The sequence below is a fragment of the Subtercola boreus genome (genome assembly GCF_003399635.1).
In the GTDB taxonomy this organism is placed as follows: Bacteria; Actinomycetota; Actinomycetes; order Actinomycetales; family Microbacteriaceae; genus Subtercola; species Subtercola boreus_B.
The window spans coordinates 58748-72024 of the sequence record NZ_NBXB01000016.1 but is presented as its reverse complement, the minus strand read 5'-3'; the positions used below and the strand labels follow the sequence as shown (position 1 = coordinate 72024).

Genomic DNA, 13277 nt, shown 5'->3' with positions numbered 1-13277 from the left:
AGCCATCGTGTGGTGTCCTTTGCGTGAGAGTTTTAGTCGGTTCTCACTGACCATCACACGGTGGCTTCTCACGTCGACGATGCAACGCTCAAGAACCCGAAACCCCACCACTCACAGGGACGTCACCTTACGCCGACGCGGCCAAGGCGGTGGGCTTCAGCAGAACTACACTGAAAATGGCGGTCTACCGCGATGACTTGACCGCTCAATATATGAATTCCAAACCGGTGTTTTTGGTTTCGGAATTAGAGCGGTGGGTGAAGTCGCTTCCGAACGATCCTCGCTAACCGATACCTCTGGGCTCCTGCCCCTCAGTTTTGAGGAGCCGCTATCTTCATCCCATGGCTCACATCTGGTTACTTACCGAATCCGAGGTAGCGTCTTCCATCGGCTTCGCGGTCGGCACGCTTCGTAACTGGCGAGGACAAGGCAAGGGACCCGCGTTCGTAAAGATCGGGTCTGCGGTTCGCTACAGACCTGAAGATATTGAGACCTGGGTCACACTCATGGTGAATGCACCATAGATGAACGTCGAGCGGCGGCGAGGTCCTGGCACCTATTTTGGCACCCATCTCACGCGATGTCTTGAAGAGCCATGCGGCTCATACCCCCTTCGATCATTGCAACAGCGCGGGATTTGACATCTAAGGCTGCGATATGCATCGGCCCCTTAGAAGTCTTCCAAACTGATGACGCCAGTTCGATCCTGGTCATCCCCTCTGTATGCATGGCCTTGCGAGTCCTTGCCTCGCAAGGCGTCCGGCCCCGTGGCTCTCCGCATCGCTCTGCCGCGGAAGACGATCCGTCACCCTGCAGGTCATTTTCGTTCGATTGCCCCGAACGAGGCTCTATCGCTCATGCCGTGTCTGCGCCACACTTGACGGATTGCCAGTAGTTCGGGGGAACACCGTGACACGCAGACGACCGTGGCTCAGAGGATTCGTGGCGGCGATGCTTGTCGTCGCGGCATCCATCGGATTCGTGCCGGCCGCGCAGGCGGACGACAGTCCGACTGTTTCCGGAACAGTCACGGACCCTTCGGGGACCGTCGTGCCGGGCTCAACGGTAATCGCCCAGTCGGTCTGCCTGTTCTCGGAGTGCGAAGACTACAGAACGTACGCCACGACCGTCACCGATGCGGCGGGATTTTACAGGGTCGGCCTGAAGGAAGACGAGTACATTCGCCTGCTCGTGCAGCCGCCGTCATCGGCATCAGCTCCACTGGCCGTGTCGACCGTCTATCTGCCCAATTCCAGCCATCCCACGTCTATCGTGAGAGACGTTCAACTCAGTCCCGGTCTCGTTCCGACGACGAACCCTTCCCTGCAGGGTGCGTGCCAGTACGCGAAGACCCTCACCGTCGACCTGGGCGCGTGGCCGGTGAATATCTCCGCCAGTTACCGGTGGTCGACCTACGGGCACAATCAGGGCAGCGACACCAGCTGGACTCAGAGCGTTGCAGGGGGACAATCGGTTGTCGTACCCATCTCTTCGCGTGCGGAGTTCGGCTTTATCTACCGGGACCTGAAACTCGACCTCACCATTTCGGCCCCAGGCTACGGCGACTACATGACCGTGCTCAGTTGCGCGCCGACGGTTCAACCCAGCTACGTCGCGACAGCCCCACCCGTCATCTCGGGCGATCCGTCGGTCGGCCAGTATCTCACAGCCGATCCAGGAGTCTGGACGGACTCCCCGACGAACTTCACGTACCGATGGTTCGCCGGAACGAAGTACGTCGGCACATCCACCAATGGAAGAAAGCTGGTCACCCCGCTCGCGGTCGGCCAGGTCATGACCGTCTCGGTGCTTCCGGTGTCGGGCGAAGAGCGTGCGGCTTCGTCCCCGTCGGTCAGTGCGCCCACGACGACAGTGGCGCTCGGTCCTGCACCGGTGCCCGTGAAGGCACCGTCCATCTCCGGTGCCCCCCGCGTGGGAGGGACGCTGAAGATCGATCAGGGGTTCTGGAATCTACCCGACTACCAGACCCCCATCTGCAGCTGGTTCCGAGACGGGATGCCCGATGGTCCGTCCGGGGCGTGCAACACCGTGCGAACGTTGTCCGCCGCCGATTACGGGCACCGCTATCTGGTTCAGGTGCGCATGACGAGAACGGGGTACCTGCCGGCGGTGGTGAGCACCAAGGAAGTGACGGTGCTGGCGGGGCTCCCGGCCGTGAACTCGGTGCTGCCCAAGATCAATGGCACGGCTCAGGTGGGGCGGATCCTCGTCGCGACCTCGGGTACCTGGGATCGACCCGGCGTCGCGTTCGACTACCAGTGGTTGGCTGATGGCAAGGCGATCGTCGGCGAGACCTCGCCGTCGCATCCGGTCACGGCCGCCGACGCGGGCAAGAAGCTGAGCATCCGGGTGACCGCGACGACCCCGGGCTACACACCGAGCTCGGCTGTCTCGCTCAGCACCGCGACGACGATCAAGATGGCCGCGCCGGTCAACACGGTGCGGCCCACGGTAACCGGCACGGCGCAGGTCGGGGCGACACTGTCCGTGTCGAGCGGCACGTGGAGCCAGTCAGGTCTCACCTACGCCTACCAGTGGTACGCAAATGGCACGTCGATTGCCGGCGCGACCAAGCCGACATACGCGGTCGATGGATCGATGCTCGGCCAGAAACTCTCGGTACGGGTGAGCGCGACTTCCGCTTCCTACGCCGACGCGTCTGCCACGAGCCTCGCAACAGCCGTGGTGTCGGTCGGCCCTCGCCCTGTCATCGCCACCCCGCCGACGCTGTCGGGCGGCGCGCAGGTCGGCCAGGTTCTGAAGACGACGTCCGGCACGTGGAGCACGGGCGGCCTCACGTTCGCCTACGCCTGGTATCGCGACGGCGTCGTCATCTCCGGCGCGACCGGCTCGACCCACAGCGTCGTCGCAGCCGACATGGGCCACCGCATCATGGCGCAGGTGACAGCGTCGAAACTTGGCTACAACACCGCGACGGCAAAGTCGGCTGCGAGCGCCACGGTTCTGGATGCCCCGCCCACCATCGAGACGAAGCCGACGATCTCGGGCACGGCTTCCGTCGACCGCGCTCTGACCGCCGCTCCGGGCGCGTGGAGCAGGACAGGCCTGACGTTCGCCTACACGTGGACCTATGAGGGCTCCACGACAGTCCTCGGAAGCGGTGCGTCCTATGTGTTGGCGCCTGCCGACTACGGAAAGAAGATCACAGTCACAGTGACCGCATCCGCCGCCGGGTCAGCGAGCGGTGTAGCCACCAGCCTCTCCACTACCGCGGTGGCCGCGGGAGCAGCCCCGACCTTCACTGTCGCACCCGTCATCACGGGGAAGACGATTGTCGGCCAGACTCTCACGACGACACACGGCAGCTGGTCATCCGGTGGCCTCACCTACACCTACCAATGGACCCGCAACGGCGGTGCAATCAGCGGGGCGACGAAGACGACCTACGTGCTCACGAAGGCCGATCAGGGAACAAAGATCGGGATGACCGTCACGGTGTTGAAGACCGGGTACTCGAAGGGAACGGCCACGGCTGCACCCACGGCGACCATCACCGCGAAGTAGGGCCGCGGCTGAGGGGCTCCGGATGCACGCCCCGACGGCTCCGTCAGGGGACGATGCTGGCGTTCGTCTCGGCCTGCCAGCCGCACTCCGGGCAGATCCACTGGCCAGGGAGGAACGATGCCACCTGCTCCGCGTCGTCCTCGCGGCCGACCTCGTGGCCGCAGTTCGGGCATCTGAATTCCATGTGGGCGAGCCTAACCGCTTGTGGCTGGGGCGGGGGGCATCCGGCGGCGGCGACCCCTGAACGGGGCCGCTCGCTGCGGGCAGAGGCCGTGGTACTTTCAGACGTCGCTGCTGCTCGGCGTCGAGTCCTGACAAATGAGGACTGTCCGAGCACCGCCGGACGAGCGAAGATGGGTGGATGCCCCACTCCCGCCGGCACGTCCTGGCCCTGCTCGCCGTAGCGGTGACACTGGCCGCGACCGGTTGCACGACGGAGATGAAGCTGAGTCCGGCGCCCACACAGACCATCACGGTCACGGCAACGGCAACGCCGACACCCACACCGACACCGACACCGACACCGACGGTCACAATCACGCCGGAGCCACCGCCTCCGCCTCCCCCACCCACACCGCCCAACGCGATGGGCGGCCAGACGGATGGCGGGAACACCCCGAACACGCCAGAGGTCGAGGACACGGGCCCGCAGTCCTACGCGGTCGGGAAGGTGAAGCAGATCAACGACTACGAGTACCGCTACACCGTGGTGAAGGAGGACCAGGTGCTGGCGATCGCCTCTCGCTTCAACCTGCAGGTTGCGGATGTTGTCCGGGTGAACTTCCCCTGCTCAGATCCGCTCAACGTGCAACCCGGAACCGTACTCGACATCCGCTGGCCCACAGACTCCGAGCAGAGGGGATGCTGACGGAGCAGGCGGAGATCCGCATGAATACAGGTAACCCTGCCCTTCGTAAGCCGAGCCTCAGCTTGCTTGCGGAACATTTCAGGCTGAGTAACGTTGGGGTCAATGACCCGCCCGATGGGTCGCAAAATTCTTCAGAAGGGAGACGTCATGTCCGACGTTGCCACCACCATCAAGAGCTCGTCCAACCCGGATGTCGCCGCCGCCGCCGCGCAGTTCCTGAGCCAGGTCGTCATCGACTCGCAGGCTCTCGTGCTGAACGGCAAGCAGGCCCACTGGCACGTTCGCGGTGCGAACTTCATCGCCGTGCACGAGCTGATCGATGAGATCGTCGAGCACGCCGAAGACCACGCCGACACCGCCGCTGAGCGCGTCGTCGCCCTGGGCCTGCCGATCGACGCCCGCGTCGGAACCGTCGCTGCGAAGACCACGCTCCCCGAGCTGCCCGCCGGGTTCCAGCCCGCCGAGGTCATGGTGTCCGTGCTCGTCGCCTCGATCGACGCACTGCTCGTCAGCGTGAACAAGGCGATCACCGAGCTGGGTGCGATCGATGCCCCCAGCCAAGACGTGGCGATCCAGATCGCGCGGAGCCTCGAGAAGGACCGCTGGTTCCTCTTCGCGCACATCGCGACGGTCTGACCGCTCGCGCCTCGGCGTTGTCTTTGAAAGGGTTCCCTCACGGGGGCCCTTTCGTCGTTCCGGCGGCCCCGGGTGGGTGAATCGTCAGAAGCTCAATCATAACGTGATATTGTCTCAGTTATGAATCCCGTACCCCAGCCCCGCAGTGGGTTCGTGGGCGAACCGCCCCCGGGTGCGGCGCCACCGCCGCTACCGCTCGGCAGAAGGCCACCGCCCCGGGGTCGAACGGCAGCCACCATCATTGTGGTGGTGGCCGTTGTAGCCGGAACAGCCGTCGGCATCGCACTGCTGCTCGGGAGCGTCATCGATTTCGTCCTCGTCGGCCTCATTGCCGCGGTCGTGGTCTTCGGCGGTCTCGGTGCGGCGCTGCGTCTCATCCCCGGATCACTCCCTTTCGTGCCCACCACGCGCAGCATCCTGGGCCTGCTCACGCTTGCCGCCCTGGCCGGACTCCTGTATCTCTATGTGTACCCCGTCGTGGCGAACAGTACGGGAGCCGGCCTCGGACCCTCTCCGTCAGGCTCCTCGACCAGCCTCACCAGGCAGGCGACCGTCGTCTATTCACTGACGGGCTCCGGGGGTGCCAGCATCTCTTCGGCGTCTCCCCTACCGAACGATGACGCAGCCCCGGCGAGCGTCGACCAGCTTCCGTGGGAGAAGACCGTGCAGCTCACGGTCAACAAGAAGACGCCCGGGCTGTTCACCCTGGTCGCGATCGGGCTTCCCTCCGGTGACGACGCACAACTCGTCTGCACGATCACGGTCGACGGAGTCGTCATCGCACACGACGAGTCGGCGGGTGCATACCGATCGGTCTTCTGCAACGGTACACCGCAGTGAACCGCTTCGCCCGGACGGTCGTGGCGGCAGCGGTCGGCCTCCTGGTCCTCGCGATCGTCGTGCTGGCGATCATCCAGCGACTGCACCTGTACTCGGGCCTCGCGCGCATCTGGGGGTGACGCGACCTCGACCACACAAAGATCGCAGCGAACGCTTGCCGCGCTGTCAGGCTAGGGCGGCAGCCCAAGGGGCGAGGTACGTCGGGCGTCCCGCGAGGAAGGTCGCCGAGACCGGCATCCTGCGGAGCTCGTCAGGGTCGCAGAAGAGTGGGTCGAGGTCGGTGACCACGAGGTCGGCCGGCATGCCCACGCCGATGATGGCGGTGCCGTTGGCCGACGCAGCGAGCGCGTCGACCGCGGCGATGCGCTGCTCCGGATGCCACGGGGGGCGCTGGTCACGCGAACGCCCGACGGCCGCGGCCATCGTGACCCACGGGTCGAGCGGGGCGACCGGCGCATCCGAACCGAGCAGGAGCGCCGCCCCGGATGCCCGGAGGGATGCCAGCGCGAACGCGCGGTCGGTGCGGCCCACCCAGAAGTGGTCGGCCACGTCGCGGTCGTCCATCGCGTGTTCGGGTTGCACGCTCGCGGTCACGCCCGAGGCCGCGAACCGGGAGAAGTCGGCGTCGGCGACGAGTTGCGCGTGCTCGATGCGTCCGCCCGTGCCGAGATGCTCGAAGACACCGAGCGCGAGGGCGTTGGCGTGGTCGCCGATCGCGTGCACTGCGGGCACCAGGCCCGCGGCCGTGGCCCGTTCGAGCAGGGCAAGCAGGTCATCCGGAGCCACGGTGAGCATCCCGCGGGAACCCTCCTGGCCCTCGAGTCCCGGGTATTCGTCGTAGCAGTAGGCAGTCCGCGTGTTGAGGGAACCGTCGGTGACGACCTTGAACGGGCCGACGCTCAGCAGTCCCCCGGTCTTCGGCATGATGTCACCGGTGCGGAGCCGCGCCTCGATCGCCTGGTCGAGGTGGGTGGCGTAGATGCCAGCGGCGACACGGAGGTCGCGCTGGCCGGCCCCGATACGACGACGCCAGACGGCCAGGTTGTCGGCCATCTCCAGGTCGACGATGCCGACCACTCCGCGGGAAGCTGCTACGCGGGCCGCTTCAGCCGCCAGTTCGTCGCCCGCCTCAGCGCTCAGGTCGTTCACGAGGCCGGTCACCTGGAAGCAGTCGTCCTCCCGCAGCAACCCCGTCGGATGCCCGTCGAACCCGAAGTGGGCGAGGGCGGCCGAGTTCAGCCAGCAGCAGTGCAGGTCGCCGCTGATCAGGATGACCTGCCGGCCGCCCGCCACGGCGTCGAGCCCGAAGCGGTCGAGCGTCGAGTCCCACAGCCCGTCGCGGAGGCCGAAGCCGATGAGCGGCGCCTGCGTTGCGCCGCCGGGCACACTGGGCACGCCGCCGGCACCGACGCCAGCGCCAGTGCCGGCGCCCGTGTCCGCACCGCTGCCGACGATCGACGCCACCCGCGAGAGCACGTCGGCGGCCGACGAGGTCGACGAAGAGAAGTCGTGCCGGCGCCCCTGCGCCGCCCACTGCGTGAAATGCACGTGGTTGTCCCAGAGCCCCGGCACGAAGAAGCGCCCATCGAGCGCGAGCACGCGCGACCGGGCGGGAGTCGACACGATGCCGCTCGGCACGATGGCGCGGATCCGCCCGTCCGCCATGAGCACGTCGAACGCGCCCTCGTGCCCGGGCATCCGTCCACCCTGCAGGAAGATGTCGCCCGTCACAGCCGCCCCTCCCCCGTCGAAGGGCCCCATATCGCGTCACGCTCAGCGCGTTGGAACGATTCGGGTCCCTTCGCCGCGAGCACGGGGTCTGCCACGGCGGTGGATCCGGTCATGGAGCGAGGGGATGCACGCGGCGCATCTCGGCGGCGAGGGCGGGGTTCGCGTAGTGTGCACCGTCGGTGAGCTCGTGGATGATCCGCTCGACGGTCTCGGCCGGGCGGTTCTGGCTGAGCTTCCACTTCGCCTCGACGCGGGTCGCCGTGAGGCGGAAGCCGACCGTGCCCGCGCTGATCCGCGCCGCGTACTCGGCGTTCTCGAGGGTTCCCCGCATGCGGCGCGGCTCGGGCATCCTGTCTTCGAAATGGTCGACGAGAGTGGCCAGCACCTCGAGGTTCTCGGACGCCGGCAGGATCTCGGGCACTCCGTGCAGGTGCGCGACCACGAAGTTCCAGGTGGGCACGGCCGGGTCGGCATCGTACCAGCCCGGGGAGATGTAGCCGTGCGGACCCTGCACCACCACGAGCACCTCATGCTGGCCGAGTTCGTGCAGGCGTTCATCCGGTCGCCCGACGTGACTGAGGATCGTGATGCCCGGGGCGCTCTCGTCGAGCACCACCGGGTAGTGCGACGCGACGAGGCCGCGTGACGTGTTGCTGACCAGCGTGACCGAGGCATTCTCCCTGATCAGACGGCGGATCTCGTCATCGCTCGGGGCGTCGAACGCCGGGTTCTCCCTCACGACGCCACCGTGCGCGGAGTCTTCTGGTCTTTCGGGCACCAGTAGAGCTTTCGTGAGCCCATCTCTTCGAGCAGGATGTTCGTTCCGCAGACGCGGCAGGGCAGACCCTCGCGTTTGTACACCCAGTACCGGTCGGTACGGCTCCGACGCGCTTTCGCCTCATCGGCGGGCGAGAGGTCGTCCATCGTGAGCATCATGCCCGTGCGGATGCCGATGTCGAGCAGGTACACCCAGTCCTGCCAGATCGCCCGCAGACGTTTGACCGACACATTCCTGCCCGGCGTGTGCGGGTTCAGGCGCGCCCGGAACAGCAGTTCGGCGCGATAGACGTTGCCGATGCCGGCGACCACCGACTGGTCCATCAGCAGCAGCCCGATCGGCGTCGGCTTCGTGCGCACGCGCTTCACGAAGCGGTCTTCGGATGCCCGGGTGGCGTCTTCGGCCGGGTCGGGGCCGAGCTTGTCGATCGCCACGGCGACCTGGGCAGAGTCGATCACCTCGCAGGTGGTCGGGCCGCGGAGATCGGCGACGCTCTCGTCTGTCATGAGGCGCACACGCACCTGGCCGACCGGTTCGGGCGGGAAGGTCTCGAGATCGGTGGACTTCGCCGACTCGCTCTCGGCCATGCGGAGAGCCCGGCGAAGCCGTGGGGCGCCCATGCTGCCGCGGGCATCCGATTCGTCGGTGATCGGCGACACGATGCCGAAGAAGTCCCAGGCGCCGTAGAGGCCGAGGTGGATGCGCAGCCACTTGTCGTTCTCGAACTCGAGGAACATCTGCTTGCCGATGGCGTGGGAGCTGAGCATCCGGAGCCCGTCGATCTCGGAGGCACCCTCGGCGAAACGCCCCTGCGGGGAGCTGACGGCGGCGGTGTGGCCGACGAAGTCGCGTTCGAACTGCAGCGCGATGCGGTGGACGGAGTGACCCTCAGGCATGCCGGTACCCGCTACTCCGCGGAGGCCGCGGAGGCCGCGGTGGCGGCGGTGGCCGCGCTGGCGGCCGAAGCCGCACCGGCAACGACATCAGGGGCGACGTCCGCACCGACGTGGATCCCCGCAATGGCGCCCGTCGCCTCGTACTCCGCGAGCTGCGCGATGCGACGCGCATGACGCTCCTCGAACGAGAACGGCTCGGCGATGAACGTGTCGATGAACGCGACGGCCTCGTCGACCGTGTGCTGGCGCGCACCGATCGCGATCAGGTTCGCATCGTTGTGCTGGCGGGCGAGAAGCGCCGTCGCTTCGCTCCAGACGAGCGCGGCCCGGGCGCCGCTCACCTTGTTCGCGGCGATCTGCTCGCCGTTGCCCGACCCACCGAAGACGATACCGAGCGCCTCGACGCCGGCCCGCTGGTCCCGCACGACGCCGAGCGCCGCGTTGATGCAGAACGAGGGGTAGTCGTCGATGGGGTCGTATCCCGCTGGGCCGTGGTCGATGACCTCGTGCCCGGCGGCGGTCAGGTGATCGAACAGGTGACGGCTGAAGTCGAGCCCCGCGTGGTCTGTGCCGAGGTGGATGCGCATCCCCCGAGTTTACAAGTCGGCCGAGCCCCGCAAGTGGTTGTTTCAGCTGGCGAGGAGTTGGTGTGCCCGTTGATGCGAGACACCCAGAACCGTGCCAATGTCACGAAGTGGCACATCCTGTTCTGCAAGCAGCCGCGCCAGTTGTGCTGCAGCTCTCGTCGCCTCACTTTCGAGCGCCTGCGCCTGGGCGCGCTCCCGGCGAATCGCACGCATTGTTTCGGCGATGTTGTGCACGCTTCCCACGGAATCCAGCTCCACGGTTACCGCGACCTCCTCGAGTGGCAACGCGAAAGTAGATGCGATGAACTCGCGTGCCATCTGTTCCGCCTCGGACAGCCGTCGGGCCTGGGTCAGCCCGTCGATCTCGGCGACCCGGATCATCCACCACTTACCGTCCCGCGTCACTGAAGCGATGTAGGTCTTCACTGCTTACTCCTCTCGATTGCGGCCAATATCTGCCGGACAACTCCCGGTGAGATGTTCGAATGCCCTTCGGGAATGGACATTGTCACGGAGCCATCTGCGGAACTCCACTTTCGATGACTACCAACGAAGGCAGCCGTTGGCGACCAACCCGCCTTTCTCAACGTCTTGACCATCTTTCGGGTCGGCTCTTCACTCACCATCAAAATGGTCTAGGCAAACTTGACTTTCAAGGCAATATTAGTTGACGATTAGTCATTGAATCGATAACCGGTACAAATTCTGCAAGTGGTTAGGCTGGAGGACGGAAATAACGCACGCACGCGACATCCGACCCACAAGGCCGCGCCTCGCGCATCAGCCCCACGACCAGTACGGAGAACATCAGTTGCCTGGAGAGAACCTCACCCGCGATGAGGCCCGCGAGCGCGCCTCGCTCGTCTCGACGTCGAGTTACGACATCAGCCTCGACCTGACGACGGGACCAGAGACGTTCCTCAGCACCACGACCGTGCGCTTCACGGCGACCGAGGGCGCCTCGACGTTCATCGACGCGATCACGAAGACCGTGCGGAGCGTCACCCTGAACGGCACCGAGCTCGACCCCGCCGTCAGCGACGGCGTGCGCATCCAGCTCGACGGCCTGCAGGCCGAGAATGAACTCACCGTCGTGAGCGATGCGCTCTACACGAACACCGGCGAGGGCCTCCACCGCTTCGTCGACCCGGTCGACGGCGAGGTCTACCTGTACAGCCAGTTCGAGGTGCCGGACTCCCGTCGCGTCTTCGCGGTGTTCGAGCAGCCCGACCTCAAGGCGACCTTCACCTTCACGGTCACGGCGCCGAGCTACTGGCAGGTCGTGTCGAACTCCCCCACCCCGACGCCGGTGGAAGCAGGCGAAGGCACGTCGACGTGGAGCTTCGAACCGACCCCGATCCTCTCCTCCTACGTCACCGCCGTTGTCGCCGGCCCGTACGCGGTGGAGCGGAGCGAACTCACCTCGAGCGACGGGCGCGTCATCCCGCTCGGTGTCTTCTCGCGCGCATCCCTCTCGCAGTACATGGATGCCGACTACGTGTTCGAGAAGACCCGCCAGGGCTTCGAATTCTACGAGAACGCCTTCGACTACCCGTACCCGTTCGCGAAGTACGACCAGCTCTTCGTGCCCGAATTCAACGCGGGCGCCATGGAGAATGCCGGCGCGATCACGTTCACCGAGGCCTACGTGTTCCGGTCGAAGGTCACGGATGCCCAGCGGGAGCGCCGCGTCGTGACGATCCTCCACGAGCTCGCGCACATGTGGTTCGGCGACCTGGTCACGATGAAGTGGTGGAACGACCTCTGGCTGAACGAGTCGTTCGCCGAGTACGCGTCGACCCTCGCGACTGCCGAGGCCACCGAGTGGAAGGGCGCCTGGGCGACCTTCGCCTCCACCGAGAAGAGCTGGGCGTACCGCCAGGACCAGCTGCCCTCCACCCACCCGATCGTCGCGACCATCAACGACCTCGACGACGTGCAGGTGAACTTCGACGGCATCACCTACGCGAAGGGCGCCTCCGTGCTGAAGCAGCTCGTCGCCTGGGTCGGCCAGGAGCAGTTCCTCGCCGGGGTCAGCCACTACTTCAAGAAGCACCAGTTCGGCAACACCGAACTCAGCGACCTGCTGCTCGAGCTCGAACACACCAGCGGCCGCGACCTCACCGGCTGGTCGGCCGACTGGCTCGAGACCGCGGGCGTCAACACCCTGCGCCCCGTGATCGAGACCGACGCCGACGGGGTCATCACCTCCTTCGTGATCGAGCAGAGCGCCATCGAGGCGTACCCGACCATCCGCCCGCACCGCCTCGCGATCGGGTTCTACAACCTGCACGAGGGTGCGCTGATCCGCAACCACCGGGTGGAACTGGATGTCGCGGGGAGCTCGACCTCGGTCGACGAGTTGATCGGACTGAACCGGCCCGACCTCGTGCTGCTGAACGACGACGACCTCGCCTACGCGAAGATCCGACTCGACGAGCAGTCGCTCTCGACCGTGATCGCGCACCTCGCGGCCATCGAGGACGGGCTGGCCCGGGCGATCGTCTGGGGTTCGGTGTGGGATGCCACACGCGACGCCGAGACGAAGCCGCGCGACTTCGTGCGCCTGGTGCTCGGCAATGTGGCGACTGAAGACGAGTCGACCACGCTCCGCACGGCGCTGAACCAGGTCGTGCAGACCGTGAACTCCTACGTGGCCCCGCCGTTCCAGGCCTCGACGCTGGCGCAGGTCGCCGACGAGCTGTGGGCGCTGGCGCGGAACGCGGCGCCGGGCTCCGACGAGCAGTTCCAGTTCGTGAAGTTCTTCGCAGCATCCGCCCGCACCGAGGAGACTCTCGGGCACGTGGCGGGCCTGCTCGACGGTTCCGTCGTTCTCGAGGGCCTGAGCATCGACACCGACCTCAGTTGGGACCTGCTCACAGCCCTGGTGGCCGCAGGCCAGGCTGGCAGCGCCGAGATCGATGCGGCTCTAGCCGCGGACAACACGGCGTCGGGTGCACAGTCAGCCGCGAGCGCATGGGCGTCGATCCCGACGGCAGAGGCCAAGGCGGCGGCCTGGGCCTCCCTCGTCGACACCGACGCAGCCTCGAACCTGATCGTGCGGGCGACCACGGTGGGCTTCCAGCGAGCATCGGATGCCTCGCTCCTCACGCCGTACATCGAGAAGTACTTCGAGGTCGTGAAGATGCTCTGGGAGACCCGCACCTACCAGATCGCGGCGACGCTGATCACGGGGCTGTACCCGTCGGGACTCGCCTCGGTGGAGCTCCGTGACGCGACTGTGGCCTGGCTCGCGACCGACCCGGAGCCCGCCGCGCTCCGCCGGCTCGTGGTGGAGAACCTCGCGGGCGTCGAGCGGGCGCTCGCCGCTCAGGCCCGCGACGCCGAGTAGGCCCGTCGATTCGACAGCGTCATCAGGGGCCCCTCAGAATCGT

General features: G+C 66.4%; 14 protein-coding genes. 7 read left to right on the top strand and 7 right to left on the bottom strand.

What is annotated here, in order from left to right; all coding sequences use genetic code 11:
• Positions 1-341: 341 nt before the first annotated feature.
• Positions 342-524 carry a helix-turn-helix transcriptional regulator gene (locus B7R22_RS05290; protein WP_116410745.1) on the top strand — a complete coding sequence of 61 codons (183 nt, stop codon included), beginning with the start codon at positions 342-344 and terminating at the stop codon, positions 522-524.
• A 385-nt stretch (positions 525-909) separates the two neighbouring features.
• Positions 910-3546: a carboxypeptidase-like regulatory domain-containing protein gene (locus tag B7R22_RS05285; protein ID WP_147305303.1), complete on the top strand. Its 2637-nt coding sequence runs from the start codon at positions 910-912 to the stop codon at positions 3544-3546.
• 43 nt (positions 3547-3589) lie between these two features.
• Here B7R22_RS05285 and B7R22_RS19110 read toward each other — a convergent pair whose 3' ends face one another.
• Entirely contained in the window at positions 3590-3730 is a 141-nt protein-coding gene (locus B7R22_RS19110; RefSeq protein ID WP_172582218.1) for a hypothetical protein, read from the bottom strand.
• Positions 3731-3907: 177 nt separating this feature from the next.
• Between B7R22_RS19110 and B7R22_RS19450 the strand changes: the two genes are divergently transcribed.
• The 4 genes from B7R22_RS19450 to B7R22_RS20050 all read left to right on the top strand — a co-directional run bounded on the left by B7R22_RS19450 (position 3908) and on the right by B7R22_RS20050 (position 6009).
• Positions 3908-4414, top strand: a complete 507-nt coding sequence (locus tag B7R22_RS19450) for a LysM peptidoglycan-binding domain-containing protein (protein WP_216363399.1) — start codon at positions 3908-3910, stop codon at positions 4412-4414.
• Between the two features lie 147 nt (positions 4415-4561).
• A complete protein-coding gene (locus B7R22_RS05275; RefSeq protein ID WP_116410743.1) occupies positions 4562-5050 on the top strand; it encodes a Dps family protein in 489 nt (162 codons plus the stop codon).
• 249 nt (positions 5051-5299) lie between these two features.
• On the top strand, positions 5300-5890 hold the full coding sequence (locus tag B7R22_RS05270) for a hypothetical protein (protein ID WP_147305302.1): 591 nt from the start codon (positions 5300-5302) through the stop codon (positions 5888-5890).
• A complete protein-coding gene (locus B7R22_RS20050; RefSeq protein WP_301182592.1) occupies positions 5887-6009 on the top strand; it encodes a hypothetical protein in 123 nt (40 codons plus the stop codon). The genes B7R22_RS05270 and B7R22_RS20050 overlap by 4 nt, the downstream gene beginning before the upstream one ends.
• 46 nt (positions 6010-6055) lie before the next feature.
• On the opposite strand, the gene B7R22_RS05265 is transcribed toward B7R22_RS20050, so the two are convergent.
• The 6 genes from B7R22_RS05265 to B7R22_RS20180 form a co-directional block, all read right to left on the bottom strand.
• Entirely contained in the window at positions 6056-7621 is a 1566-nt protein-coding gene (locus B7R22_RS05265) for an amidohydrolase (protein WP_253258893.1), read from the bottom strand.
• Positions 7622-7730: 109 nt separating this feature from the next.
• The gene (locus B7R22_RS05260) at positions 7731-8360 is read right to left on the bottom strand and encodes an FMN-binding negative transcriptional regulator (RefSeq protein WP_116410740.1); all 630 of its coding nucleotides are present in this window, start codon (positions 8358-8360) and stop codon (positions 7731-7733) included.
• Complete coding sequence (locus tag B7R22_RS05255; RefSeq protein WP_116410739.1) at positions 8357-9295, bottom strand: Fpg/Nei family DNA glycosylase; 939 nt, start codon at positions 9293-9295, stop codon at positions 8357-8359. Before B7R22_RS05255 ends, B7R22_RS05260 begins: the two co-directional genes overlap by 4 nt.
• 11 nt (positions 9296-9306) lie before the next feature.
• Complete coding sequence (locus B7R22_RS05250) at positions 9307-9882, bottom strand: ribose-5-phosphate isomerase (protein WP_116410738.1); 576 nt, start codon at positions 9880-9882, stop codon at positions 9307-9309.
• A gap of 42 nt (positions 9883-9924) precedes the next feature.
• The gene (locus tag B7R22_RS05245) at positions 9925-10308 is read right to left on the bottom strand and encodes a hypothetical protein (protein WP_216363398.1); all 384 of its coding nucleotides are present in this window, start codon (positions 10306-10308) and stop codon (positions 9925-9927) included.
• Entirely contained in the window at positions 10305-10481 is a 177-nt protein-coding gene (locus B7R22_RS20180) for a type II toxin-antitoxin system HicA family toxin (protein ID WP_367379176.1), read from the bottom strand. The genes B7R22_RS05245 and B7R22_RS20180 overlap by 4 nt, the downstream gene beginning before the upstream one ends.
• A gap of 212 nt (positions 10482-10693) precedes the next feature.
• On the opposite strand from B7R22_RS20180, the gene pepN reads away from it, so the two are divergent.
• Positions 10694-13234: an aminopeptidase N gene (gene pepN, locus B7R22_RS05235; RefSeq protein ID WP_116410736.1), complete on the top strand. Its 2541-nt coding sequence runs from the start codon at positions 10694-10696 to the stop codon at positions 13232-13234.
• Positions 13235-13277 lie beyond the last annotated feature (43 nt).